This window comes from Kribbella caucasensis, from assembly GCF_004361855.1.
In the GTDB taxonomy this organism is placed as follows: Bacteria; Actinomycetota; Actinomycetes; order Propionibacteriales; family Kribbellaceae; genus Kribbella; species Kribbella caucasensis.
Map to the genome: position 1 here is coordinate 155,308 of NZ_SNWQ01000020.1, position 24,329 is coordinate 179,636.

General features: G+C 68.5%; 22 protein-coding genes. 11 read left to right on the top strand and 11 right to left on the bottom strand.

What is annotated here, in order from left to right; all coding sequences use genetic code 11:
• Positions 1-79 precede the first annotated feature (79 nt).
• Both EV643_RS33345 and EV643_RS33350 read left to right on the top strand, forming a co-directional pair.
• Positions 80-1,360 carry a glycoside hydrolase family 18 protein gene (locus tag EV643_RS33345; protein WP_133804169.1) on the top strand — a complete coding sequence of 427 codons (1,281 nt, stop codon included), beginning with the start codon at positions 80-82 and terminating at the stop codon, positions 1,358-1,360.
• On the top strand, positions 1,361-1,990 hold the full coding sequence (locus tag EV643_RS33350) for a phosphotransferase (protein WP_133804170.1): 630 nt from the start codon (positions 1,361-1,363) through the stop codon (positions 1,988-1,990).
• Here EV643_RS33350 and EV643_RS33355 read toward each other — a convergent pair.
• Both EV643_RS33355 and EV643_RS33360 read right to left on the bottom strand, forming a co-directional pair.
• Positions 1,987-2,754, bottom strand: coding sequence for a class I SAM-dependent methyltransferase (locus tag EV643_RS33355; RefSeq protein WP_166665670.1), 768 nt, complete (start codon positions 2,752-2,754; stop codon positions 1,987-1,989). The two genes, EV643_RS33350 and EV643_RS33355, sit on opposite strands and share 4 nt — an antisense overlap.
• A 105-nt stretch (positions 2,755-2,859) precedes the next feature.
• On the bottom strand, positions 2,860-3,846 hold the full coding sequence (locus tag EV643_RS33360) for a pirin family protein (RefSeq protein WP_133804172.1): 987 nt from the start codon (positions 3,844-3,846) through the stop codon (positions 2,860-2,862).
• Between the two features lie 203 nt (positions 3,847-4,049).
• On the opposite strand from EV643_RS33360, the gene EV643_RS46070 reads away from it, so the two are divergent.
• Both EV643_RS46070 and EV643_RS46075 read left to right on the top strand, forming a co-directional pair.
• The gene (locus EV643_RS46070; RefSeq protein WP_238165963.1) at positions 4,050-5,006 is read left to right on the top strand and encodes an ArnT family glycosyltransferase; all 957 of its coding nucleotides are present in this window, start codon (positions 4,050-4,052) and stop codon (positions 5,004-5,006) included.
• Positions 5,007-5,011: 5 nt separating this feature from the next.
• Positions 5,012-5,959, top strand: a complete 948-nt coding sequence (locus EV643_RS46075) for a mannosyltransferase YkcB-related protein (RefSeq protein ID WP_238165964.1) — start codon at positions 5,012-5,014, stop codon at positions 5,957-5,959.
• A gap of 105 nt (positions 5,960-6,064) precedes the next feature.
• Here the strand turns inward: EV643_RS46075 and EV643_RS33370 are convergent, their stop codons facing one another.
• Both EV643_RS33370 and EV643_RS33375 read right to left on the bottom strand, forming a co-directional pair.
• On the bottom strand, positions 6,065-8,239 hold the full coding sequence (locus EV643_RS33370) for an MMPL family transporter (RefSeq protein ID WP_133804173.1): 2,175 nt from the start codon (positions 8,237-8,239) through the stop codon (positions 6,065-6,067).
• A 49-nt stretch (positions 8,240-8,288) separates the two neighbouring features.
• Positions 8,289-8,849, bottom strand: a complete 561-nt coding sequence (locus tag EV643_RS33375) for a TetR/AcrR family transcriptional regulator (protein ID WP_133804174.1) — start codon at positions 8,847-8,849, stop codon at positions 8,289-8,291.
• A gap of 129 nt (positions 8,850-8,978) precedes the next feature.
• On the opposite strand from EV643_RS33375, the gene EV643_RS33380 reads away from it, so the two are divergent.
• From EV643_RS33380 to EV643_RS33390, 3 genes are all read left to right on the top strand, one after another.
• Positions 8,979-9,842 (top strand): bifunctional methylenetetrahydrofolate dehydrogenase/methenyltetrahydrofolate cyclohydrolase, encoded by an 864-nt coding sequence (locus EV643_RS33380; RefSeq protein WP_133804175.1) that lies wholly within the window; start codon positions 8,979-8,981, stop codon positions 9,840-9,842.
• Positions 9,842-10,111 carry a DUF3017 domain-containing protein gene (locus tag EV643_RS33385; RefSeq protein ID WP_133804176.1) on the top strand — a complete coding sequence of 90 codons (270 nt, stop codon included), beginning with the start codon at positions 9,842-9,844 and terminating at the stop codon, positions 10,109-10,111. The genes EV643_RS33380 and EV643_RS33385 overlap by 1 nt, the downstream gene beginning before the upstream one ends.
• 194 nt (positions 10,112-10,305) lie before the next feature.
• Entirely contained in the window at positions 10,306-13,638 is a 3,333-nt protein-coding gene (locus tag EV643_RS33390; protein ID WP_238165965.1) for a S8 family serine peptidase, read from the top strand.
• A 70-nt stretch (positions 13,639-13,708) separates the two neighbouring features.
• Here the strand turns inward: EV643_RS33390 and EV643_RS33395 are convergent, their stop codons facing one another.
• Positions 13,709-14,701: a malate dehydrogenase gene (locus EV643_RS33395; RefSeq protein WP_133804177.1), complete on the bottom strand. Its 993-nt coding sequence runs from the start codon at positions 14,699-14,701 to the stop codon at positions 13,709-13,711.
• 211 nt (positions 14,702-14,912) lie between these two features.
• Here EV643_RS33395 and EV643_RS33400 point away from each other — a divergent pair, with 211 nt between their 5' ends.
• The 4 genes from EV643_RS33400 (at position 14,913) to EV643_RS33415 (ending at position 18,745) form a co-directional block, all read left to right on the top strand.
• Positions 14,913-16,064, top strand: a complete 1,152-nt coding sequence (locus EV643_RS33400) for a glycerophosphodiester phosphodiesterase (protein ID WP_133804178.1) — start codon at positions 14,913-14,915, stop codon at positions 16,062-16,064.
• A 67-nt stretch (positions 16,065-16,131) separates the two neighbouring features.
• Positions 16,132-16,938, top strand: a complete 807-nt coding sequence (locus tag EV643_RS33405; RefSeq protein ID WP_133804179.1) for a spermidine synthase — start codon at positions 16,132-16,134, stop codon at positions 16,936-16,938.
• 67 nt (positions 16,939-17,005) lie between these two features.
• A complete protein-coding gene (locus EV643_RS33410; protein WP_133804180.1) occupies positions 17,006-17,869 on the top strand; it encodes an MOSC domain-containing protein in 864 nt (287 codons plus the stop codon).
• Between the two features lie 96 nt (positions 17,870-17,965).
• Positions 17,966-18,745 (top strand): NPP1 family protein, encoded by a 780-nt coding sequence (locus EV643_RS33415; RefSeq protein WP_133804181.1) that lies wholly within the window; start codon positions 17,966-17,968, stop codon positions 18,743-18,745.
• 6 nt (positions 18,746-18,751) lie between these two features.
• On the opposite strand, the gene EV643_RS33420 is transcribed toward EV643_RS33415, so the two are convergent.
• The 6 genes from EV643_RS33420 to EV643_RS33445 all read right to left on the bottom strand — a co-directional run bounded on the left by EV643_RS33420 (position 18,752) and on the right by EV643_RS33445 (position 24,276).
• Complete coding sequence (locus EV643_RS33420; RefSeq protein WP_133804182.1) at positions 18,752-19,012, bottom strand: hypothetical protein; 261 nt, start codon at positions 19,010-19,012, stop codon at positions 18,752-18,754.
• A gap of 138 nt (positions 19,013-19,150) precedes the next feature.
• Entirely contained in the window at positions 19,151-20,017 is an 867-nt protein-coding gene (locus tag EV643_RS33425) for a hypothetical protein (protein ID WP_133804183.1), read from the bottom strand.
• A gap of 174 nt (positions 20,018-20,191) precedes the next feature.
• Positions 20,192-21,025: a CAP domain-containing protein gene (locus EV643_RS33430; protein ID WP_238165966.1), complete on the bottom strand. Its 834-nt coding sequence runs from the start codon at positions 21,023-21,025 to the stop codon at positions 20,192-20,194.
• A 316-nt stretch (positions 21,026-21,341) separates the two neighbouring features.
• A complete protein-coding gene (locus EV643_RS33435; protein ID WP_133804185.1) occupies positions 21,342-22,196 on the bottom strand; it encodes a CAP domain-containing protein in 855 nt (284 codons plus the stop codon).
• Between the two features lie 141 nt (positions 22,197-22,337).
• Positions 22,338-23,000, bottom strand: a complete 663-nt coding sequence (locus EV643_RS33440) for a GNAT family N-acetyltransferase (RefSeq protein WP_133804186.1) — start codon at positions 22,998-23,000, stop codon at positions 22,338-22,340.
• Positions 23,001-23,136: 136 nt separating this feature from the next.
• Positions 23,137-24,276, bottom strand: coding sequence for a GNAT family N-acetyltransferase (locus EV643_RS33445; RefSeq protein WP_133804187.1), 1,140 nt, complete (start codon positions 24,274-24,276; stop codon positions 23,137-23,139).
• Positions 24,277-24,329 lie beyond the last annotated feature (53 nt).

Below are 24,329 nucleotides of genomic sequence, written 5' to 3' on the forward strand. Positions count from 1 at the left end.
GGGTCTTTACGTAAGTCGGTCCAGGGCCCTAAGGTGACCGGCATCTGTTCCTCGAGAACCGCCCGTTTTAGGGAGCACAATGACGGTGAAGCGTCGAAGTCTTGCTGTGTTCGCGGCCGCCGCGGTGCTGGCGCCGGTAGGTTTGGCCGCGATGCCCGCGGAAGCGCACAACAGCTTGCGAGTGGTGGGGTACTACACCCAGTGGAGTGGCTACGACCGGAACTTCCTGGTCAGCGACCTGATCAAGAACGGTACGGCGGCCAAGCTCACCCACCTGAACTACGCGTTCGGATTTTTGGATGCCCAGGGCAACTGTGTGAGCGCCGACCCGTGGGCCGACTACCAGCGGCCGTTCACCGCCGAGCAGAGCGTGAGCGGCCAGGCCGACGAGCCGGGGCAGGCATTGGCCGGGAACCTCAACCAGCTGAAGCAGCTCAAGCAGAAGTACCCGAAGCTCCGGATCAGCATCTCGCTCGGCGGCTGGACCGGATCGAAGTACTTCTCGGACGCCGCGCTCACGCCGCAGTCGCGGGCGGCACATGTGAAGTCGTGCCTGGACCTTTGGCTGAAGGGCAACCTGCCGGGAGCTCCGGCCGGTGCCGCGAAGGGGGTGTTCGACGGGATCGATCTCGACTGGGAGTGGCCCGGCAGTGAAGGTGCCCCGGGCAACATCATCCGGCCGGAGGACAAGCAGAACTTCACCGCGCTGGTGCACGAGTACCGCAAGCAGCTCGACAAGCTGTCCTGGCCGGTCAAGGGTCGGTACAACCTGACCGCGTTCCTGCCGGCGGCGCCCGCTCAGGTGGACAACGGGTTCGAGGTTTCTAAGCTGTTCAAGGATCTGACCTTCGGGACCACCCAGGGGTACGACTACCACGGCGCGTGGGAGTCGGTGACGAACCAGCAGTCCGCGATCGACGGTCCCGCCGGTGATCCGTCGACGGACGAGTTCAGCTCGCAGGTGACGATCGACGCCTACCTGTCCCGGGGTGCGCCGCGGAACAAGCTGGTGATGGGCGTGCCGTTCTACAGCCGTGGCTGGACCGGGGTGACGAACCAGAACGACGGACTCTTCCAGCCGTCCACCGGCCCCGCGCCGGCGACGTACGAGGCGGGCTACGAGGACTACCGGCTGCTGAAGGCGAAGCTGGCCTCCTTCACCGTGCATCGCGACGAGCAGGCCGGATTCGCCTGGCTGTTCGACGGGACCACGTTCTGGACCTGGGACGACCCGATCGAGATGAAGCGCAAGGCACGGTACATCTCGAACCGCGATCTCGGCGGCGCGATGATCTGGTCCCTCGACGGCGACACCGAAAATGGCGAGCTGATCTCGGCGTTGCACCGTAACCTTCGCTGAGTGAACCTCAACGGGCTGGTGGATCGGTTCGGCGCGCATGATGCCGAGCCGATCCACGTCGGTTTCTCCGGTGCCACCGTCATTCGGTTGCATCGGGCAACTGAACGAGTCTTCTACAAGGCCGGCGAGGGTGTCGCCGACGAGGCGGACCGGCTGGAGTGGCTCGGCGGGACGGGCTTCCCTTGTCCGCGGCTGCTCGATCGGGGCGACGACTGGATGCTCACCGCGGAACTCCCCGGCCGGGACGCGTCGCAACCCTGGAGTGCCGCGGACCGACCGGCCGTACTCACCGCGATGGCCGAGGGCTTGCGGCAGCTGGACGCGTTGGCCGCCTGCCCCTTCCCGTCGCCCTTCCCCGGCCCGGCCGACGCGGTGACGCATGGGGACTACTGCGCCCCGAACGTCTTCATCGATCCAGCCACGCTGCGCTTCACCGGCGTACTGGACGTCGGTGCACTTGGCGCCAATGATCGGTACGTCGACCTCGCGCTGATGTACAAGAGCCTGGCCGGCAATCTCAACCCCCAGTACGGCGGACCGTCGGCGGCACGCTCCTTCGTACAGCAATACGGCGCCGACCCCGAAGACCCGCGCATCAAGTACTACATCGACCTCGACAACAACAGTTAGGCCACCGCACTCAACCAGAAGCGGTGGCTGATGGAGTGGAGTTCGCCGCGGGTGTGGAGTTCGGCGAACTTGTCGTGCATCGCCGAGCGGTCGAGTTCGGGGACCGACCAGGGGATCGTCCGCAGGTAGGCGATCAGCGCGGCGATGTCAGTGAACCGGGCGGCCGGCCGCTCCTCGCCAGAGCCGGTCACCCGGAGTCCGCCGGCCTCGGTCTGGCGGATCGCCTCGGCCAGGTCCCAGCCCTCCGGCTCGGTGTCGAGGCCGAGTAGCGCGCGCACCGACGCGGTCTCGTCGGACCCGACCTGCTGGGTGACGAACCGCCCGCCCGGCTTGAGCACCCGGCGCACCTCCTCCGGATCGAACGCGTCGTGCAGCGACAACACCACGTCGTACGACGAATCCCTGAACGGCAACCCGGTACGCCGGGCCTCGGTCGGCCGCGTGTTCTCCCGGGCGCCACCGGCAACGACCAGATGGATCCCGCGAGGCACCAAAGTCTGCACGGCCGCCGGGACGGTCGCCATCCACTCCTCGGTCGCGACCGTCAGCGGTGGCAACCCCGGTAACTCCGCGAGTTTCCCGCCCTCACCCGTCCCGAGATCCAGCGCCGCCGACGCGCCCTGCAACGCCGGATCGGTCAACCCAGCCCACGTCCACGAGGTCGCGCCCGCCCGGTACCGCCCGGTCAGGAACCCAGCACCCCAGTGGGCCTCGACGTCCACCCCGAAGCCCTCATCCAGCAACTCCTCGAAAGACAAAGACATGCACCCATGTCTAACACGCGGCTGGCGGGTCGTTTCGCCCATGCGGGGTCGTTGCGCCGCTGGCATGTTGTAGCCCGTCAGCGGCGCAAAGGCTGGCAGTGGTGCCTAGTCGGATTCCTGGAGGGTGGTGGGGGCGTTGTGGACGGCGGGGATGGTGCCTAGGCGGCCGGCCTGGAAGTCTTCGAAGGCCTGGATGACCTCGGCGCGGGTGTTCATCACGAACGGGCCGGCCATCGCGATCGACTCGCGGATCGGGCGGCCGCCGAGGACGAGCACCTCGAGGTTCGGTTCGGCCTGCGGCTGGGAGGCGGCCGCCGCCGTACGCAGGGTGTCGCCGTGGCCGAAGACGGCCAGCTGGCCCTTGCGGATCGGGCGACGGTCGGTGCCGACCGTGCCCTGACCAGCCAGGACGTAGACGAGCGCGTTGTATTCCGGCTGCCAAGGCAGCACCAGCTCCGCACCAGGGCTGACTGTCGCGTGCACCAACGTGATCGGCGTGTGCGTCGAGCCCGGGCCGTCGTGCCCGTCGACGGAGCCCGCGATCACCCGGATCAGCGCGCCGCCGTCCTCCGTAGACAACAGAGCTGAGTCGCCACCGCGGATGTCCTGGTAGCGAGGAGCGGCCCACTTCAACGATTTCGGCAAGTTCACCCAGAGCTGGATGCCGTGGAACAGGCCGCCGCTCACGACGAGGTGCTCCGGCGGGGCCTCGATGTGCAAGAGTCCGCTGCCGGCCGTCATCCACTGGGTGTCGCCGTTGGAGATCACGCCGCCACCGCCGTTGGAGTCCTGGTGCTCCATGATCCCGTCGAGGATGTACGTCACGGTCTCGAAGCCGCGATGTGGATGCCACGGCGTCCCCTTCGGCTCGCCTGGCGCGTAGTCCACCTCGCCCATCTGGTCCATGTGGATGAACGGGTCCAGGTCGCGCAGGTCGACGCCTGCGAAGGCGCGTCGTACCGGGAAGCCCTCGCCTTCGAAGCCGCTCGGGGCCGAGGTGACGGACTTCACCGCCCGCTCGGTCGCGACAGCCGGATCGGGCTGGTGGATGCGGGGCAACACAGTGATGTCGCTGACGGTCACGGCCGGCATGGCAAGCTCCTCGCTCGGGTAGTTCAAGAATAAACTACCTCGCTCAACAGGGCAACACCGGCGCAAATTCCCGGCGCTGGTTCCCGGCTCAAGGGTTCACAGCGAGCTCCCAGCCGACTCCCAAGGTCGTCGCAGTCCCGGTCGGCATCGTTCTCGTCAGGACCACCAACGGTCCGGCTCGCTGCCACGACTGGAGACGATCGATGACCACTCTCCTTGCCCCGCCGGAGACCGGCGCGAAGACCGCCGGGCCGGCCGCCCCGCCTGCCGCTCCGCCGCCAGGCCGGCTACGCCGCCTCATCCGCGGACCGGCCAGCCAGGCGGCGTACGTCCGTCCGGCCGCATTGGCGCTCCTCGTCGGCACCGCGTTCCTCTACCTGTGGAACCTGACCGCTTCGGGATACGGCAACACGTTCTACGCCGCCGCCGAGCTGGCCGGGACGCAGAGCTGGAAGGCGTGGCTGTTCGGTTCGCTGGACGCGGGCAACGTGATCACGGTCGACAAGCCGCCGGGCGCGCTCTGGGTCGCCACCGCGTTCGCGCGGATCTTCGGGTTCAACAGCTTCACCGTGCTGGCTCCGCAGGCGTTCATGGGCATCGCCGCGGTCGGCCTGCTGTACGCAACGGTCAAGCGGACGTCCGGTCCCGTGGCCGGTCTGATCGCCGGTACTGCGCTGGCCGTCACCCCGGCCGCCGTCTTGATGTTCCGGTTCAACAACCCGGACGCGCTGCTCGTGCTCCTGATGGTCGCAGCGGCGTACTGCGTGGTCCGGGCGATCGAGAAGGCCGGGTGGAAGTGGCTCGCGCTGGCCGGGGTCGCGATCGGATTCGCCTTCCTGACCAAGATGATGCAGGCGTTCCTGGTCCTGCCCGCTTTCGCACTGGTCTACCTGATAGCGGCACCGACGTCGGTACGCAAGCGACTTGTGCACCTCTTCGGCGCGCTGGTCTCGGTGATCGTCAGCGCAGGCTGGTACATCGCGTTGGTCGAGCTCTGGCCGGCCTCGAGCCGTCCGTACATCGGTGGTTCGACGAACAACTCCCTGCTGGAGCTTGCCCTCGGCTACAACGGGCTGAGCCGCATCCTCGGCGGCGCCGGCAACGGCGGCGGTGGTGGGGGAGCAACACCAACACCGGATTCGGCGGCAGCGCCGGCCTGACCCGGATGTTCAACGACTCCTTCGGTACCGAGATCTCCTGGTTGCTCCCGGCCGCACTGATCGCCCTTGTCGGCGGCCTGTGGTTGACGCGTCGCGCGCCGCGGACCGATCTGCCTCGCGCCGGTCTGGTGTTGTGGGGCGGCTGGCTGATCGTCACCGCTCTGGTGTTCAGCTACATGAGCGGTACGACGCACGCGTACTACGCGGTCGCGCTGGCGCCGGCGATCGCCGGGCTGATCGGGATGGTCGTGCACCTCGGCTGGAAGCACCGGAAGGAGTGGCCGGCCCGGCTGACGCTGGCGGCGATGCTCGCGGCCACGGGTGTCTGGGATTACGTCCTGCTCGACCGGACGCCGGACTTCCTGCCCTGGTTGAAGTTCATCGTCCTTGGCGTCGGCGTTGTCGGTGCACTGCTTCTGCTGGCCGGCGGTCGTCGATTGGTCCCGGCTGTGGTTCTCTCGGTGGTCCTCGCGCTCGGGCTCGGCACCTCGGCGTACGCGATCTCGACGGCGAGCCAGACCCATAGCGGTTCCATCCCGACCTCGGGTCCGAGCAGCAGCTCGATGGGCGGTGGCGGTGGAGGCACTCGGCCAAGCGGTGGTGGCGACGGCGGTGGCGGTGGCGACCGGAGCAGCAGCAGTGAGTTGACCGAGTTGCTGTCGAACACGACGACGACCTGGGCGGCGGCCACCAGCGGTTCGCAGTCCGCGGCCACTCTGGAACTCGCCAGCGGCAAGGCTGTCATCGCCATCGGCGGCTGGAGCGGCAGCGACGATGCGCCGACGCTGGCCCAGTTCCAGCAGTGGGTTGCCGAGGGCAAGATCTCCTACTACATCGCCAGTGGTCAGGGCGGTGGCGGCCGGGGCGGATCGAGCGAGATCCAGACCTGGGTCGAGGCGAACTACACCGCGACGACGGTCGGCAACAGCACCGTCTACAGGCTGATCTCGTAGCCCAGCTCCCCCAACGGTTCATTCGTCGCGTTTTCACCCGGCTCGCCCTCTCCGGGCAGCACTCTCAGCGGGTGAAAACGCGACGAATGAACGAGGGAGCGGGTGTCAGTCGACGCTGACCAGTTCCTTGTCCTCGGCCGGTGGCGCCTTGTCGACCCGCAGGTTCTCGCCCTCGATGTCGACCTTGGGCATCCGGTCGAGCCACTTCGGGAAGAACCAGGCGCGATCACCGAGCAGGGTGAGCACCGCCGGTACCAACGTCATCCGGACGACGAACGCATCGATCAGCACGCCGATCGTCAACCCGAAACCGATCGCCTTGATGATCGGGTCGTGCACCAGGATGAAGCCGCTGAACACCGCCGCCATGATCAGCGCGGCCGCGGTCACCACCCGGGCGCCGTGACCGACCCCGGCGATGGTCGCCTCGGTCGCGTGCTCGCCGTGCACGAACTCCTCGCGCACCCGGGACACGATGAACACCTCGTAGTCCATCGCCAGCCCGAACAGCACGCCCATCATGATGATCGGCAGGAAGCTGACCAGCGGCCCCGGTGAGTCGACCCCGAGCAGTTCGGCGCCCCAGCCCAGCTGGAACACCGCGACCGTGATCCCGAATGTCGCCCCGATGGTCAACAGGAACCCGAGCGTCGCCTTCAGTGGCACCAGGATCGACCGGAACGCGAGCATCAACAGCAGGAACGACAACCCGATCACGACCAGCAGGTACGTCGGGAGCGCGGCGGTCAACTTGTTCGACACGTCCACGCCTACCGCCGTGTTCCCGGTGACGGAGATCGACTCGTTCCCCTGCGCCAGCGGGTGGATCGCGTCCCGCAGGTTCTTCACCAGGTCCGCGGTCTCCTCGGTCGCCGGACCACTGGCCGGGACCACGCTCACCAACCGCGTCGATCCATCCGCACTGGCCGGCCCCGGCTGCACCGCGACCACGTCGGCCAATCCCTTGGCAGACCCCAGGATCTGCTCAGCCAGTACGCCGGACCGCTGCGCGCTGTCGGTCTTCACCACGACGACCAGTGGTCCGTTCGCACCCGGCCCGAAGGCGGCCGCCGTGAGGTCGTACGCGACTCGCTGGTTCGTCTCGGCCGCGGCGGACGCGCCGTCCGGCAGAGCCAGCCGCATGTCCTGCGTCGGGATCGCCAGGACCCCCAGCCCGATGATGCCGACGGCAACGATCGGCACCCGGAACCGCGTCACCAACCGGGCCCAGCGGAAGCCGAACCCCTCGGCAACCGGCACCTTGCCCGCCGTACGCGCCTTCCGCGGCAGCACCCGGTTGCCGAGGAACCCGAGCATCGCGGGCACCAACGTCAAGGCCACCAGCACCGCGGTCAGCACCGTCGCCGCCGCGGCGAAGCCCATCGCAGTCAGGAACGGAACGCCCACTAGACTCAACCCGGCCAGGGCGATCACCACGGTCGCACCCGCGAACATCACGGCCGACCCGGCGGTCGCCGTCGCCCGCGCGACCGATTCCTCGGGATCCAATCCCTCGGCCAACTGCGATCGATGCCGCGAGCTGATGAACAACGCGTAGTCGATACCGACGGCCAGGCCGAGCATCAGCGCGAGGATCGGCGCGGTCGACGAGACCTCCACGACCGAGGTGACCAGGAACAGACCCGCCATCCCGGCCACGACCCCGATCAACGCGGTGAACAACGTCATCCCGGCCGCGACCAGAGAACCGAACGTGACCACCAGCACCACCCCGGCGATCGCGACCCCGATCACCTCGGTAACACCGATCTCGGGTGCTCCGCCGACGATCCCACCACCAGGGACGACCTGGAGATCACCGTTGCTCAGCGAGCTCAGCGCGTCGTACGCCTCGGTGGTCTCCTTGGCCAATTCGTCGGCCGGCTTGGCGAACTGCACGTTCACCAGACCCGTCGTACCGTCGGGGCTGATCGCCTTGCTCGTGAACGGGTCGATCGCGGCGATCACCTCCGGCACTTGGCCGACCTTCGCCACGGTCGCGCCGACGGCCGCCTTGACCGTCGGATCCGCGAGCGTCTTCCCGGCCGGCGCCTTCACCACGACGCTCGCCGACGCTCCGCTGGCCGCCGGGAGATCGCGCTGCAGGGCGTCGAGCGCGCGCTGCGACTCGGTGCCGGGAATCGAGAACGTGTTGGTGGTCCCGCCGCCGAGCGTCAGTGCGCCGACTCCCAGCAGGACCAGCAGGAAAGTCCAGACCGCGGCGACGAGCCGGCGGCGCTGGTAGGAGAACCGGCCGAGCCGGTAGAGGAGATTCGCCATCTGACAAATGCGTCCGTTCACTGGGTTCGAGCGGGAATCCTTGTCGGTACTACGGGCGCCGGGTCGGCTTGCGGAGCAGGCGGTGCAGCGCGGTGTCGCAGAGTTGGTGGAGCTCGGCGTCGGTGCGTTCGCCGGGATGGCGGCATTCGCCGAGCAGGCCGTTGATCGCGAACGACGCGATGTCGATCTCGAGCTGGTCGTCGCTGCCGGCCAGGAACTCGGTGAGCCGGAGACCGTCCTGGACCAGGTCGGCCAGTTCGGGCGTCTCCTCGATGGTCGGCAGGACGTCCTGCAGCACGTGGACGAGCCCGCGGAACTGCACCGCGAGGTCGACGAACCGCGAGATCGCCAGCTCCTGCGCCGCCGCGGCGGGGAGCGCCGACACGTCGGCGAGGAGTTCCTTCAGCGCAACGTGCGAAGGCTCGAGCACCGCCGCAAGCACGGCCGGCTTGCTGTTGAAGTGGTACAGCACGGTCGCCTTCGAACAACCGGCTGCTGTGGCGATGTCCTGTAACGAGGTCGCGGAGTACCCGCGACTGGCGAACAGGGCCATCGCCTGCTGCTCGATCTCGCGCCGGGTCCGCTCCCGGGCGGGGGTGGTGACTGGCATACCGACGATGATCCCGACCGATCGGTCAGGATTCAACCGATCGGTCAGGTTTGTGGCTCAAGTCACCCGGGTGAGCGGTTGTGCCGGTCGCGGTTCAAGTGCCTGCCGGTGCGTGGCAGACTCGGGCGCGTGACGGCGGAGATATTGGACGGCAAGGCGACCGCGGCGGCGATCAAGGACGAGCTGAAGGTGCGGGTGGCCAAGCTCGCCGAGCAGGGCATCGTGCCGGGGCTCGGGACGATCCTGGTCGGCGACGATCCGGGCAGCCGGGCGTACGTGGCCGGCAAGCACCGGGACTGCGCGGCGGTCGGGATCGCCTCGATCCAGGTGGAACTGCCGGCGGACACGACCCAGGGCGAGATCGCCGCGAACGTCCGCGAGCTGAACGAGAACCCGGCCTGTACCGGCTTCATCGTCCAGTTGCCGCTGCCGAAGCACGTCGACACCAACGCGATCCTCGGCCTGATCGACCCGGTCAAGGATGCGGACGGCCTGCATCCGGTCAGCCTCGGCAAACTCGTCCTCGGTCAGGACGGACCGTTGCCGTGTACCCCGAAGGGCTGCGTCGAACTGCTCCGCCGGTACGACGTACCGATCGCGGGCGCGCAGGTGGTCGTGATCGGTCGCGGGGTGACCGCCGGCCGGCCGATGGGCCTGCTGTTCACCCGCAAGTCCGAGAACGCGACCGTCACCCAGTGCCACACCGGCACCCGCGACCTCGCCTCGGTGGTGCGGACCGGCGACATCGTGATCGCGGCCGCCGGATCGGCGGGGCTGATCACCGCCGACATGGTCAAACCGGGTGCGGTCCTGCTCGACGTCGGCACCAGCCGCAGCTCCGAGGGCAAGATCGTCGGCGACATCGACCCTGCCGCCCGTGAGGTGGCCGGCTGGATCGCCCCGATGCCTGGCGGTATCGGCCCGATGACCCGGGCGATGCTGCTCACCAACGTGGTCGAGGCCGCCGAAGCCGCGGCCGGGCCGATCCGGTGATGGCGGGCGCGGCCGAGCGGCGTACCGAGTGGCCGTTGGGATTGGCGGGTGTGGTCGCCGTCGCCGGGCTGGTGATCCTGACCTTCTACGACTGGCGCAACGGCGTGCTGATCTTCGCCGGCGGCGTGCTCCTCGCCGGCCTGCTGCGCGGCGTCCTCAGTGACACGGCCGCCGGCCTGCTGCACGTCCGCGGCCGCATGTTCGACACCCTCCTCCTGCTCGGCGTCGGCGCGTCGATCCTCCTGCTGGGCCTGATCGTCCCCAATTGACCTCCCTGCCCGAACGGGCAGTGATCGCCTCCCGTTGAGGCCACAACCTTTCCAAGCTAGTTGAAGTGGTTGCCGATGACCTCGATCTCGGGTTATGCATACCGAGTATGTAGAACGGTTCGTGGTGGTCTGGCTCCGCAGTGTGAGGACAGCCGGTCTGCCTTCTGGTGAGGACATCAAGGAGGGGACATCTCGTGGTTTCCAGGATCAGTTCCAGACGGGGGTTCGGCGCGATCGCCGTGGCCTCGTTCGTCGTACTGGGCGTCGCTGGCGCCCAGCCGGCTCAGGCGGGCGAAGCGGGTCAGGGTGCTTGGTCGGGCCGGGCGGCGCAGCCTGGCCAGCCGGACCGGAGCATCACCCTGATCACCGGGGACAGGGTGACGCTGCGCGGCGGTTCGCTCGACCGGCCGGCGATCGAGCCGGGGCCGGGGCGGCGGCACATCGCGTTCAGCACGCAGCGGGTGAAGGACCAGCTGTTCGTGGTCCCGTCCGACGTCAGCTCGGTGGTGACGGCCGGCCGGATGGACCGCCGGCTGTTCGAGGTCACCGGCTTGATCAAGGCCGGGTACGACGACCGCAAGACGTCCGTGATCCCGTTGCTCGTCACGTACTCCGGCCGCGCGGCCAGCCGTACTGCGCCCGCCGGGGCGACCGTGACCCGGCAGCTGCCCGTGATCAACGGCGCCGCGGTCGACGTGACCAAGAAGAACGCGGCAACCTTCGTCCGCAACCTGTCGACGGCGCGATCCGCCAACGGGCTGGACAAGATCTGGCTCGACGGCAAGCGGCACGTGAACCTGGACCAGTCGGTCCCGCAGATCGGCGCACCGGCCGCGTGGCAGGCGGGGTACACCGGCAAGGGCATCTCGGTCGCCGTCCTCGACACCGGCATCGACGCGACCCATCCGGACCTGGCCACCCAGGTCGCGGGCGCGAAGAACTTCACCGAGGAAGCGGCCGGTGACCTGGTCGGCCACGGCACCCACGTCGCCTCGACGATCGCCGGGACCGCGGCCGCCTCGGCCGGCAAGTACAAGGGGGTCGCACCGGACGCCAAGCTGTACGACGGCAAGATCTGCGAGCAAGGGGGTTGCCCCGAGTCCGCGATCCTGGCCGGGATGGAGTGGGCCGCGACCGAGGTCAAGGCCAAGATCGTGAACATGAGCATCGGCGGCCCGGACACGCCCGAGGTCGACCCGATCGAGGCCGCCGTGAACCGGCTGACCGCGCAGACCGGCACCCTGTTCGTGATTGCCGCGGGCAACAGTGGTCCCGGCTCCGGATCGGTCGAGTCACCCGGTAGCGCGGATGCCGCGCTGACCGTCGGCGCGGTCGACAAACAGAACCAGCTGGCCGAGTTCTCCAGCCGCGGACCGCGGACCGGGGACGGCGCGCTGAAGCCGGACGTCACCGCACCGGGCGTCGACATCGTCGCCGCCAAGGCGAAGGACTCCATCATCGGCGATCCGGTCGGCGACCAGTACCTGAAGCTCTCCGGTACGTCGATGGCGACGCCGCACACCGTCGGAGCGGCCGCGCTCCTGGCCCAGCAGCACCCGGGCTGGAAGGCGGGGGAGCTCAAGGGCGCCCTGATGGCGTCGGCCAAGCCGGCCGACGGACAGAACGCGTTCGAACAGGGCGCCGGCCGGATCGATGTCGGCCAGGCGATCAAGCAGTCGATCGTGACCGAGCCCGGTGGCGTCTCGTTCGGCACGGCACAGTGGCCGCACAACGACGACACTCCGGTCACCAAGACCCTCAGCTACCGCAACCTCGGCGACCAGCCGGTCACGCTGACGCTGGCCGCGACCTTCGCCGGTCCGGATGGCTCCCCGGCTCCGGCCGGCGCGCTGAAGCTGAGCGCGAACACGGTGACGGTTCCGGCCGGCGGCACCGCCACGGTGCAGCTGACCTCGGACACGAAGCACGAGGGACCGGACGGCTCATACACGGGCCAGGTCACGGCGACCGCCGCAGGCACCACTGTGGTCACGCCGCTCGGCGCGGACAAGGAGGTGGAGAGCTACACGCTGACCGTCAACCACGTCGGCACCGACGGCAAGCCGATCGCCGACGGGGCCACCCTGGTGTTCGGCATCGACGCCTTCCGGTTCCAGTTCCTCGCCGACCCGAGCGGCACGGCGAAGGTCCGGCTGCCGAAGGGCGAGTACCTGTTGCAGGGCGACCAGGCGGTCGTCGAGGGTGAGAAGGTCGACCTCTACACGAAGGTCCACCCGGCGGTCGAGCTCGACGCCGACACCACCGTCGTCTTCGATGCCCGGAAGACCAAGCCGGTCAGTACGACGGTTCCGCGCGCCGACGCGAAGGTGATCCTGGTCGATCTCGGCTATCTCCGGGTCAACGAGTCCGGCGAAATCGGTCTCGGGTCGTCGTTGCTCGCCTTCGGTTTCGAGGGCCTGCATACCGCCCAGCTGGGTTCGAAGCTCCCACCGGAGCAGTTCACCGGGCACGTAGCGTCGCATTGGGGCCTGCCGGGCAAGGACGGCCGGTTCGTGAACACGCCGTACCAGTACGGGGTCGTCAACACGTTCCCGGGCGAGTTCCCGACCGGGTTCAGCCGGAGCGTCAAGGCGTCCGACCTGGCAACCGTGGAGCAGTCGTTCAACGCGACCGGTGATCGGCCGGCGGAGCGGACGGTCGCCGGGCAGGCTCCGAACTCGGCCGGCGGCTGGACGCCGATCCTCGAATACGATTTGCCGGCGAAGGCGCGGCTCCACCTGGAGGGCGGTGAGGTGAAGTGGTCGAGCCGGATGGCGGAGATCGTGCCGAGCACCGATCCGGAGAACCCGTTCCCGACCGAGGTGACCGCGGTGGAGAGCCAGCCCACGCAGTATCGGGCGGGGCGGACGTACCGCGAACGGTGGAACGCGGCGGCCTTCGTACCGACTCCGGGGGCGGCGAGTGTCGCAGGCGGGGATCTGCTGATCGGCGTCTACACGAACACCGATGCCGATGGACATGTCGGCTTCACGCTGACGGACAAGGCGAGCAGCAAGCTCTACCGAGATGGCGAGCTGATCGGCGAGAACACCGAGTTCGGGTACGTCGAGCTGACGGACGTGCCGGCCGGCAAGGCGGCGTACAAGTTCGTCACGACCGGGACCAGGGCGTCGTACTCCGGGTTCTCCACCCGGACGGATCTCACCTGGACGTTCACGTCGAAGGGTGAGGACGAGGAGGAGTTCGGAGTCCGTACGGTGCGCTATCTGCCGGAGGTGGACGACCGGAACGTGGCGAAGCGGGAGCCGGTGACGGTACTGCCGGTGCGGCTCGCGCAGTTGCCGGGGGCAACACTTCCGGCGATGAAGAAGATCAGCCTCCAGGTATCCGGTGACGACGGCAAGACGTGGCAGCGGGCGGCCGTCGTACCGACTGGCGGGGATGCGTACAAGGCCATCTTCGCTACCCCGAAGGGCGCGAAATCCGTGTCCTTCAAGGCGAATCTGGTCGACGCCGCGGGCAACACGACGGAGCAGACCACGATCTCGGCCTACCGCCTCCGCTGAAAACGCCGGCGTCCGAAGAACCGTGGCCGATCGCGCACGGTTCTTCGGACGCAACGTGATGGGGAGGCGGTCAGCCGAGGAGGTTGAGGGCGGTGACGGCGTCGCGCTCCTCGCCGAGTTCGGTGGTGCTGGCGTCGATCCGGGCGCGGGAGAACTCGTTGATCTCCAGGCCCTGGACGATCTCCCAGTTGCCGTCCTTCGTCGTCACCGGGAACGACGAGATCAGGCCCTCCGGTACGTCGTACGAGCCGTCGGAGACGACCGCCATCGACAGCCAGTCGCCATCGGCCGAACCGCGCAGCCAGTCGCGGGTGTGGTCGATCGTCGCGGCCGCGGCCGACGCCGCCGAGGACGCGCCACGGGCCTCGATGATCGCCGCGCCGCGCTTCTGCACGGTCGGGATGAAGTCGCTCTCCAGCCAGTTCTGGTCGTTGACGACCTCGGCGGCGTTCTTGCCGGCCACCTCGGCGTGGAAGATGTCCGGGTACTGCGTGGCCGAGTGGTTGCCCCAGATGGTCAGCTTCCGGAGTTCGGTCACCGGGGTGCCGGTCTTCTTGGCCAGCTGGGCGAGCGCGCGGTTGTGGTCCAGCCGGGTCAGCGCGGAGAACCGCTCGGCCGGGATGTCCGGGGCGTTGCTCTTGGCGATCAGCGCGTTGGTGTTCGCCGGGTTGCCGGTCACGGTGATCCGGATGTCGTCGGCCGCGTGGTCGTTCAGCGCCTTGCCCTGGACGGTGAAGATCGCGCCGTTCGCCTCCAGCAGGTCGCCGCGCTCCATCCCCTTGGTCCGCGGCCGGGCGCCGATCAGCAGGGCCACGTTGGCGCCGTCGAAGATGACGTTCGGGTCGTCGCCGATCTCCACCTTCGCCAGCGTCGGGAACGCGCAGTCGTCGAGCTCCATCACGACCCCCTCGAGCGCCTTCAGCGCCGGGGTGATCTCCAGCAGCCGCAGCTCCACCGGTGTGTCGGGTCCGAGCAGCGCGCCGCTCGCGATCCGGAACAGCAGGCTGTAGCCGATCTGGCCGGCGGCGCCGGTGACGGCGACCTTCACGGGTGTAGTGCTCACGACACGCTCCTCAGAGGTTTGCAAACGTAGGGTTTGCCTTCGGACGCTAGCAAGCCGCCGCCCCGTTGGCGACGGTGGGTCCGGTGATCCACACCACCTGTTCGCGTCAGCGTTCACCAGCCGGATACCCGCCGGCTGCCGGGGCGCCATCGCGATGTCGTTGTCCGGCTTGAGGGTGTGCTCAGTCCTCTGACTTGTAAGGAGAATCACGATGAAGCGAACGGTGCTCTCGCGGCAGTTCGTCGCGGTGACCGCGTCGGCGCTGGCCGTCGGGGCCGCGGTGCTGGTCCCGGCCGTGCAGCAGGACCAGCAGGGCGCTGCCCAGCCGGAAACCGCCCAGCCGGCCGCCGCCGACCGCAGGCAGGACGACTTCGTGGTGGTCGGTCACCGTGGTGCGTCCGGCTACCGCCCCGAGCACACGCTGGCGGCGTACGAGCTGGCCGCGCGGATGGGCGCCGACTACGTCGAGCCGGACCTGGTGACCACCAAGGACCGTGTCCTGGTGGCCCGGCACGAGCCGGAGATCGGCGGTACGACGGACGTCGACCAGCACCCGGAGTTCGCCGACCGGAAGAAGACCAAGAACCTGGACGGCGTCCAGGTGACCGGGTGGTTCACCGAGGACTTCACCCTGGCGGAACTGAAGACGCTGCGGGCCAAGGAGCGGATCCCGGCGCTGCGGCAGCAGAACACGGTGTTCAACGGGCGGTACCAGATCCCCACCCTGCAAGAGGTGATCGACCTCAGCAAGAAGCTGTCGCGCGAACTGGACCGGCCGATCGGGATCTACCCGGAGACCAAGCACCCCACCTTCTTCCAGCAGCAGGGCCTCGCGCTCGAGCCCGAACTGGTCAAGGTGCTGACCCGCAACGGCCTGAACCGGCCCGACGCGAAGGTCTTCGTCCAGTCGTTCGAGGTGGCGAACCTGAAGGCGCTGGACAAGCAGCTCCGGGTCCCGCTGGTCCAGCTGACCAGTTCGGCCGGCGCGCCGTACGACTTCGTGGTCGCCGGTGACAAGCGCACGTACGCCGACATCGTGACCGCGAACGGGCTGAAGGAAGTGGCGACCTACGCCGACGGCCTCGGCCCGTCGAAGGACCAGGTCATCCCGCTGGACGCGACCGGCAAGCTCGGTCAGCCGACCGCACTGGTCAGCAACGCCCACAAGGCCGGCCTGGTGGTCCACCCGTACACCTTCCGGGTCGAGAACAACTTCCTCCCGGCCGAGTTCGACGGCTCCGCGGTGCCCGCCGAGTCCGGCGACCTGTTCGGTGAGATCGCGGCGTACCGCAAGGCCGGGATCGACGGCCTGTTCACCGACAACACCGACATCGCGATCGCCCAGGAAAAAGAAGCCCGCTGATCTTTTCGTGATCGAGGCGGCCGGTGGTCTCGCCGGTCGCCTCGACCGCTCCTGACAGACTGCGGGTATGGAACGTGTCGTCGGTTCAGGCCTGGCCACCGTGGAGGCCGAGGCCGACGGGACCTTCGTACTCAGGGTCGACGGTTCACTGCAGTCCCAGGTCGATCTCGCCGACCCGACCCACCTCGGGTTCGAGTACGTCCGCCGGATCGGGGACATCGTCGACGCCCTGGTCCCGCGCCGGCAGCCGATCTCCGTCGTCCACATCGGCGGCGCCGGTCTGACCTTGCCGAGGTATGTCGCCGCCACCCGGCCCCGGTCCCGCCAGATCGTGCTCGAGCCCGACGAAGACCTCACCGACTTCGTCCGCGAGGTTCTCCCGTTGCCCAAGCGGGCCGGGATCAAGGTGCGTCCCGCCACCGGCCGGGCCGGCCTCAAAGACATCTACGACGACTCCACCGACCTGATCATCGTCGACGCCTTCGTCCGCGAGACGGTCCCGGAGAACCTGGTCACGCGGGAGTTCACCGCCGAGTGCGCCCGCGTCCTCCGCCCGGCCGGAATCCTTGTCCACAACCTCATCGACGGATCCGCCGGCCTCGGCTTCGTCCGCCGCGTCGCCACCACGGTCCGCATCGGTCTCGGCGACGGCGTGGCTCTCGCGGAGCGCAAGGTGCTTCGTGGCAAGGCCTTCGGCAACGTCATCCTGGCGGCCTCCCGGCACCCCGTCCCCGATCTGACCACGGTCGGCGGCCGCGCCCACCCGCCGTACGACGTACTGCCGCTGACCGAACTGGCCGGCAAGGCCGAACCGCTGACGGACGCCGAATCCTTCGTCTCCCCGGCCGCCCCGTCGGGCACCTTCCGGAAGTGAACAAATCGCCGTCAGCTTGACCCGCGATCCACGGTGCCGTGTCACCGGTCAAGGTAGATTTCCGCGAGTGTCCGTCGCGAGAGTCTCCACGCTGACCTACTACCCGGTGAAGGGCCTGGCCGGGGTGTCCGTCGAGCGCGCCGAGGTCGGTCCGGCCGGGTTGCGGCACGACCGGACGTTCATGCTGGTCGAGCCGGACGGCACGTTCCTCAGTCAGCGCAAGGATCCGCAGATGGCGCCGCTGCGGGTCGACGTACTGCGGGACGGTTCTGCGCTTCGGTTGTCCGCCGACAGTGGCGAGGAGTTGGAGATCGAGGTCGCGTACGACGGGAAGCGGCGCGACGTCAGCCTGTTCGGCAAGTGGTTCGGTGCGGGCGTGGTCCAGGACCCGGCCGCGGACGCTTGGTTCTCCGAACGCCTCGGACGACCCGCCGCCCTGGTTCGTGTGACCCCCGAACACGAGCGGCCGGGTTGGGGTGTACACGGCGGCGAGACCGGATTCGGTGACGCGCACGCGCTGCTGATCACTTCGCTGTCCTCACTCGACGGCCTGAACGAGCGCATCGTCGAGTCCGGCGGCGACGTGATCCCGATGAACCGCTTCCGGCCCAACCTGGTCGTCTCCGGCTGGCCCGAACCACATACCGAGGACAAAGTGTTCCGAGCATCGGCAGGCTCCCTCGAACTCGGGTACGCCGCCCGCGCGATCCGCTGTGCCGTTCCCACCGTCAACCAGGCCACCGGTGAGAAGAGCGGTCCCGAACCCACCCGCACCCTGGCCCGCTACCGCCGCCAACCCGACTACGGCGGTGGCGTCAGCTTCGGAATGAAGGCCGCCGTCCTCACCCCAGGGTTCGTTGCCGTCGGCGAGGAGTTCGTGGTCCACGACTGGCTCCCGGAAGGTCCCGACCCGGCGCCCTCGACCCGCTGAATACCCCGGCAAGTCATCGGAAGGACGCCAGTGGGTGATGGTCCGCTCACTGAACGTGTAGGTCCCGGTCATCTCGGGAAGATCTACTGAGTGACCATGGGACTCAGACGTACCTTCCGCCCCCTTGGCGTGCTGTTTGGCGCCACCGTCCTGACGATCGCCACCGCCATACCGGCGCTAGCCGCTCCGCCCCCCGGCCTGCCGCAGAACGCCGACGGCTACGAGCAATCCTTCTCGCCCGCCTACGACTACGACACCGACGGCTGCTACGCCACACCCGCGATCGGACCGGACGGGACTCTCAACCCCGGACTGAACCCGAGCGGCGCGGTGAACGGCAGCTGCCATGACTCCTGGGATCTCGACAACTCGCAGACCTACGCCCGCTCCAAGTGCAACAACGGCTGGTGCGCGATCGTGTACGCCAGCTACTTCGAGAAGGACCAGGCGCTCGACGGAGTCAGCTGGGGAGGTCACCGGCACGACTTCGAACACGTCATCTCCTGGGTCAACCAGGCGTCCAACCAGGTCGAGTACGTGTCGACGACCCAGCACAGCAGTGTGGTGACGTACACGAGGTCGCAGGTTCGCTTCGACGGTACGCACCCGAAGGTCGTCTACCACAAGGACGGCGCCAGCACGCACTTCTTCCGGCTCGCCAACGGCAACGACGAGCCGCCGGAGAACCACTACCACAACTGGCGCTATCCGCCGATCGTGGGCTGGAACGGCTGGCCGAGTACGTCGCTGCGGGATCGGTTGATGACCGCCGACTTCGGGTCCGCGACCATCAAGGTCACCGACACCGGCGACCGGTTCCGGAACCTGCTCAACAACTCCAAACCCAGCGGAATCCCCTTCGACCCCTGGACCTGACGCCGGTCAGAGCAGGAGGAGGAGGGTGTAGAGGGCAGGGGCGGCGAAGGTGACCAGGAGGATCCAGGCCATCATCTTGTGACCGGGTTTGGCGCCGTCCAGGGACGAGGCGAAGTCCAGCACCGCGCCCTCTTCGGTGTGCCGGCTGAGGCCCATCCGCTTGGCCCCTTCGGGCCGGGTGTCGGGCCGCTCGTCGGCGAACGCCTCGGGTGGGATGCCGAACAACGCGGGCCGAGCCGGTTCGAGATCGTCGCGCTCGCCGTACATCCGGCCTCCCGCAGGCTAGGTGAAGGCTCAAGCTAACCCCGCGGACGAGGCAGGCTCAAGCACCTTCCACCATCGTCCCACCCGGACGACGAAAACGGCGGCCTGGCAAAACGCCGGGCCGCCGTTCAGGTCAGCCGATCAGCTGAAGTCGACCACCCAGGCGTACCGGGTCTTCTCGGTGCACAGCAGCGAACCGAGGCACAGACCCTCCTTGCGGGTGGAGTCTGCTTGACCGACGCCGAGCTCGGTCAGCCCGCAGTTGAACAGCGTGCCCGAGCTCTCTGTCTTCAGTCGGTCGAAGGCCGCCTGCGCGTCGTCCATGCCGTCGCCACCAGTCGAAGCTGCCGACGAACCTGTCGACGAGACGTTTCCATTGCTCGCGCGGCCATCGGCGTCCGACTGAGCGTTCCCGCTCAGGTTGCTGTTCCGGTCCAGACGGGCGCAGCCCTTGTCCACCCGGGCGTCGTCGATCAGCGTGAACAGCTGGAGCTCGGAGGGTGACATGTCGCCGTCATCGGTCGGCGTAGTGGGTGTCGGGGTGGTCGACGTCGTGGTTGTCGGCTTGGTCGTCTTCGGGCCGGCGGTCGCCCGGGTCGGACCGCCGGTCGGCAGCGGGGTCTCGTCACCGCCTGGCGTTTCCGTCGGCTCGTCGGTCGGTCCGTCAGTCGGCCGGGCCGTCTCCCCGGGCGTCGGCGTGTCCGACGGTGTCGGGGTTTTGGGCGTCCGGCTGGGCGTCGGGGTGGCCGTCGGCTTGGCCTTCGGCGGGCCGGTCTTCTTGGCGACCGGCTCGGTCGACGCCGTCACGTAGGTGTCGTCGTCCCGGCTGACATACGGGACGGACGCATCGGCCTGCTCCGACTGCGGTTCGTGCAGCAGGATCCAGGAGATCGGGGTGATCACCAGCACGACCGATGCGAGCGCGACCAGCGGCCGCCGGACCCGCGATGCGGAACCTGCTGACCTCTTGCTGCGCCGGCGCCGAGCGGTGCCTCCGGGCTCTGACATTACTTACGGTTTCCCTTCAACGGTCCCCAAGACGTGCCTCACTCGTCCACCGGGTGCTGTGAGGAGCGCCCGATGGCATAGGACGGATCTACCCGCGGTGTTTCGCGGCCAATCGGCCGGTCGTTGTCGTCTGATCACAACGTCTTCGCAGAACTTGGTGGCCTCGCAACAATGTCAACCGCCCACCCGGCCGAAGTCCTGCACCCAGCTGCCCGGTCCCCACTGGGACTTGACCTGGCCGGGGTCGAACCCGATGCCGATCCGGTCGAACTTGCAGTTCATGATGTTGGCACGGTGCCCGTCGCTCTTCATCCAGGCGGCGAACACCTCCTCCGCGGTGTCGTAGCCGGCGGCGATGTTCTCGCCCCAGCCGGATCCTTGGAAGCCGGCCGCGGCCATCCGGTCGCCCGGCCCCTGGCCATCGGGGTTGGTGTGGTCCAGATAGTGCCGCCGAACCATGTCCGAGGCGTGCCGTCCGGCTGCCTCGACCAGGCTGTCGTCAAGTCTGAGCGGACCGCAGCCCTCGTGCTGCCGGGCCGCGTTGCTGAGCTCGAGCACCTCGCGCTCCTGCTCGTTGGTGCCGCCCCCACCGCTCGGTGGCTGCGGCGGGTCGCTCGGCGTCGGCTTGCTGGTCACCGTCCGGGTCGCGGTCGGTGTGCCACTCGGCTTCGGCCTGGGCTTTTTGGTGCTTCCGGCAACGGTCCGCGGACCGCTCGGGGTCACCGTCACGGTCCCCGTCGTCCGCGGAACCGGGGTGGTGACCGGTACCGAGGTCGGCGGGGTGCTGGTGGTGGATTCGATCACCCCGAGCGCCGGCGTACCGGTCGTGGTGATCGAGGTGGTGACACCGTTCGGCAGGGTCGCGGTGACGGTGACCCGCGGCTGGCCGGTCTTGCCGGCGGCCTCGAAGGTGTCGTCGATCGCGGCGGGGCCGGAGTTGTCCTCGGAAACGTTCAGGACCTCGGTCGGGTCGTCATCGGCGACGGTCGAGCCGTCGGCAGACGACATCAACCAAACCACCGGTCCGGTGGCCAGCAACACCGAGAGCGCGCTGACGATCGGGCCGATCAGGCCGCGGCTTCGTCCGCGTCGACGTGCTCTTCTGCTCCGGTGTCGCCCAGGGGTTGGCGAGTCCGTCATGGATGGGCGAGATCCTCTTCGTTTAGGTCTTTCCGGTCTCTGTCGTTCCCCGTGTCCGTTGCCAGGTCCCCCCTGGTTACCGAACAGGAACCCTAACGGATCAACAAGGTCACCGTTACAGGTCCGGAGACCGCCTTAACGAAGTCCAAAGACTTTCTGGCAGGAACTTGCCAACCACCCGCGATCAGCCGCCGAAGTTCTGCACCCAACTGCCGTTGCCCCACTCGGGCTTGACCCGGCCGGAGTCGTAGCCGATGCCGATCATCGTGTAGTCGCAGTTGAGGATGTTGCGGCGATGGCCTTCGCTGTTCATCCAGCCTTCGACCACGTCCGCGGCACTGCTGTACCCGACGGCGATGTTCTCCGCCATCGCGCCGCCGGTGAACCCGGCCGCCTTCATCCGGTCGAACGGGCTGCGGCCGTCCTGGCTGGTGTGGTCGAAGTAGTGGTTGCGGACCATGTCGATCGCGTGCCCGTCGGCCGCGCGGGTCAGCGCGCTGTTCGTCCGCAGCGGTCCACAGCCGGCCTTCTGCCGTTCGTTGTTGGTCAGCTGAAGGACCTGGGCTTCCTTGGTCCCTGTGCTCGGCGGGGGCGGCGTGGTCGTCGACGGCGTACTGGTCGGCGTCCTGGTGGGACTGGGCTTGGGTGAGGAACGCGTCGGTGTGGGCGAGGGCGTCCGCGTGGCCCGCCGGCTCGGCGCCGTACTGGTCCGGGTCGGTGTCGGCGTCACAGTCGGCTTCTTCGACGGGGTCCGGCTCGGTGTCGCGGAAGGCGTCGGGGTGTCTACGGACAGCTCCACCGGCGGTGTCGACACGTCATCCGTCGCAACCGTCAACGGCTCGTCCTGCCCGGTCGGCACCGTGTCCATGCCGTCAGTCAGATACCACCCGCCACCCGCCACCAGCCCGAGAACCAGCATCGCCGCAAGAATCGGACCGGCCACCCCGCGCCGCCTCGCTCGCCGGGCACCACGCTGCTCGTACCGACCGTACTGCTGAGGTTGCTCGAAAGGGTCGTGACTGCCAGGCGCGTCCGTCATGGAAACGTGACCGTAGCGGATCCGGATCGAGACCACGACCCCTTGCGAGGAATCGCACCCCGCATTGACAAACCTTTGACGTAGGACGTCAGCCCGCCCTGACCGGCGCGGTGGGGCGGGGAAGGAATCCGGAACAGTTGATCAGTTGGAGCGGGCGATGACGATGTCGGCGATGACCTTCCAGCCGAGGCTGCGATAGAGGCGGAGACCGTCGATCGACGCGATCAGGATGCCGCGTTTGGCGCCCTGGGCCGCGGCCGTCTCGACCAGAGACGCCATCACCGCGCTGCCGAGGCCGCGGCGCCGGTGGGCCGGGTCGGTCTCGATCCGGTCGGCGACCGCGTCCTCGCCGACGACCGCCATCCGGCCGCTGGAGACGACCCCGCCGTGCAGGGTGGCGCGGGCGACGATCAGGTCGGACTCGAGCTCGGTGTGCAGGGCGTACCGATCGCTCAGCTTCAGCTTGGGTTGCTCGGACAGCTGGATGGTCATCAGCCAGTCCTGCTCGCGCTGGATCTCCAGGCCGAGATCCTCGAGCTGATCGATCCGGGCCTCCCGGTCGTCGGTGGCCAGCGTGATCCAGCCCGAACCACGTCCACCGCCGGCCGCCAGGGACAGTTCGGCCGCGCGTTCGACCCGTTCCGGTTTGTTGTCCGCGTCCAGGACGACGTACTCCATGGCGCGGTTGTCCTCGCCCGCGCGCACGGTCAGGATCCCGTCGTTGTCGTCCTCGACTTTGGTCCAGCCACGCGATACAGACCACCCGGCCTGCCAGCGGCGGACCAGCTCCTCACGATCTCTCACTCGTCGATTCAAGCAGCCATCCCGCGTGACGGCGAGGGGAAACGGTGTCGCGTATCACCAACTGACCGCAGTTCGCCGATTTCTGGGCGTGATCAAACCCTCGATCGACACCGTCCACCCCTCGAACGCCACCGCCTCACTCCTCGGACAGTGGCCGCGGGTCGGTGGCCAGCAGGTCGTACGAGTGCAGGTCGAGGTAGCTGCCGTCGCGGCGTGGAGCCGCGGATCGGGCGGTGCCGGTGTGGGTGAAGCCGTTGGCTTCGGCAACGTGGCGGGAGGCCGTATTGCCTTCGGCGGCGTACAGGGTGATGCGTCGCAGGCCTAGGCCGCCTTGCTGGATTGGGGTGAAGGCGTGGCCGACGGCGAGCCGGACGGCTTCACTCATCAGACCGCGGCCGCGTGCTTCGGGGTGGGCCCAGTAGCCGATCTCACCGGTCTTCTTGTCGTGCCGGTTGAGCAGGTCGAAGACGCTGACGTTGCCGAGCAGTTCGTCGGTGTCCGGATCCGCGATCATCCAGGACACCCCCTCGCCGGATGCCGAGTTCTCCAGCCGGCCCTCGATGAAGCTCTCCGCGTCGGCGAGCTCGTACGGCGACGGCATCCCGGCCAGCCAGTACTGCGTCCGCTCGTCGTTGCACGCCTCCACGACCCGCTTGGCATCCGTGGACCGGATCGGGCGCAGCCGGATCCCATCGCCCTCGATCACCGGCACGGTCCACCAGTTCCCGGCCGGTTCCAGTTCGTCGTCCCGGCTGACCGACGCGACCCACTCGTCCTTGCGTTCGCCGCGCGCGAGCCCGCCGTCCGGGACCATCACGAGATTCCGGAAGCCCGTCTTCCACGCGACCCGGCGGGACGCCCAGTTCCCGACGTACGCGCGCCAGATCACCCGGGTCCAGCCCAGCTCGTCGAACGCGTGCCGGATCACCAGCCTCACCGCCCGCGTCACCACCCCGTGCCCACGCGCCCACGGCGACACCGCGAACCCGATCTCGCCGACACCACCGTCGCCGTCGCGCAGGTCGACGGTGCCGGAGTACCGGCCGTCGTACTCGATCGCCCAGCCGAAGGAACTGCCGTCGCGCCAGCCGGCCGGGACCATCTCGCCGAGGTAGTGCTCGGCGTTCTGCCGCTCGTACGGGACCGGGACGGTTGTCCAGCGCTGCATCTCGGGGTCCTGGCAGGTCTGGTACGCCGGTTCGACGTCGGCCGGCGTGTGCGCACGCAGCGTGACCACGCCATCGGTCAGCACCGGCACGTCCTCGGGGAATCGCATGCCCATAGCCTGACCCCGCCGGCCACCCCCGGCAACGCCATTTTCACCCGCGG

Excerpts from the sequence above, each read along its gene's own strand:
- EV643_RS33445 (WP_133804187.1), bottom strand. The coding sequence starts at position 24,276 with ATGCGATTCCCCGAGGACGTGCCGGTGCTGACCGATGGCGTGGTCACG.
- EV643_RS46075 (WP_238165964.1), top strand. The coding sequence starts at position 5,012 with ATGTTCAACGACTCCTTCGGTACCGAGATCTCCTGGTTGCTCCCGGCC.
- EV643_RS33385 (WP_133804176.1), top strand. The coding sequence starts at position 9,842 with ATGGCGGGCGCGGCCGAGCGGCGTACCGAGTGGCCGTTGGGATTGGCG.
- EV643_RS33355 (WP_166665670.1), bottom strand. The coding sequence starts at position 2,754 with ATGTCTTTGTCTTTCGAGGAGTTGCTGGATGAGGGCTTCGGGGTGGAC.
- EV643_RS33435 (WP_133804185.1), bottom strand. The coding sequence starts at position 22,196 with ATGACGGACGCGCCTGGCAGTCACGACCCTTTCGAGCAACCTCAGCAG.
- EV643_RS33405 (WP_133804179.1), top strand. The coding sequence starts at position 16,132 with ATGGAACGTGTCGTCGGTTCAGGCCTGGCCACCGTGGAGGCCGAGGCC.
- EV643_RS33400 (WP_133804178.1), top strand. The coding sequence starts at position 14,913 with ATGAAGCGAACGGTGCTCTCGCGGCAGTTCGTCGCGGTGACCGCGTCG.
- EV643_RS33420 (WP_133804182.1), bottom strand. The coding sequence starts at position 19,012 with ATGTACGGCGAGCGCGACGATCTCGAACCGGCTCGGCCCGCGTTGTTC.
- EV643_RS33345 (WP_133804169.1), top strand. The coding sequence starts at position 80 with ATGACGGTGAAGCGTCGAAGTCTTGCTGTGTTCGCGGCCGCCGCGGTG.
- EV643_RS33430 (WP_238165966.1), bottom strand. The coding sequence starts at position 21,025 with ATGTCGTCTGCCGACGGCTCGACCGTCGCCGATGACGACCCGACCGAG.
- EV643_RS33370 (WP_133804173.1), bottom strand. The coding sequence starts at position 8,239 with ATGGCGAATCTCCTCTACCGGCTCGGCCGGTTCTCCTACCAGCGCCGC.
- EV643_RS33360 (WP_133804172.1), bottom strand. The coding sequence starts at position 3,846 with ATGCCGGCCGTGACCGTCAGCGACATCACTGTGTTGCCCCGCATCCAC.
- EV643_RS33375 (WP_133804174.1), bottom strand. The coding sequence starts at position 8,849 with ATGCCAGTCACCACCCCCGCCCGGGAGCGGACCCGGCGCGAGATCGAG.
- EV643_RS33415 (WP_133804181.1), top strand. The coding sequence starts at position 17,966 with ATGGGACTCAGACGTACCTTCCGCCCCCTTGGCGTGCTGTTTGGCGCC.
- EV643_RS33425 (WP_133804183.1), bottom strand. The coding sequence starts at position 20,017 with ATGTCAGAGCCCGGAGGCACCGCTCGGCGCCGGCGCAGCAAGAGGTCA.
- EV643_RS46070 (WP_238165963.1), top strand. The coding sequence starts at position 4,050 with ATGACCACTCTCCTTGCCCCGCCGGAGACCGGCGCGAAGACCGCCGGG.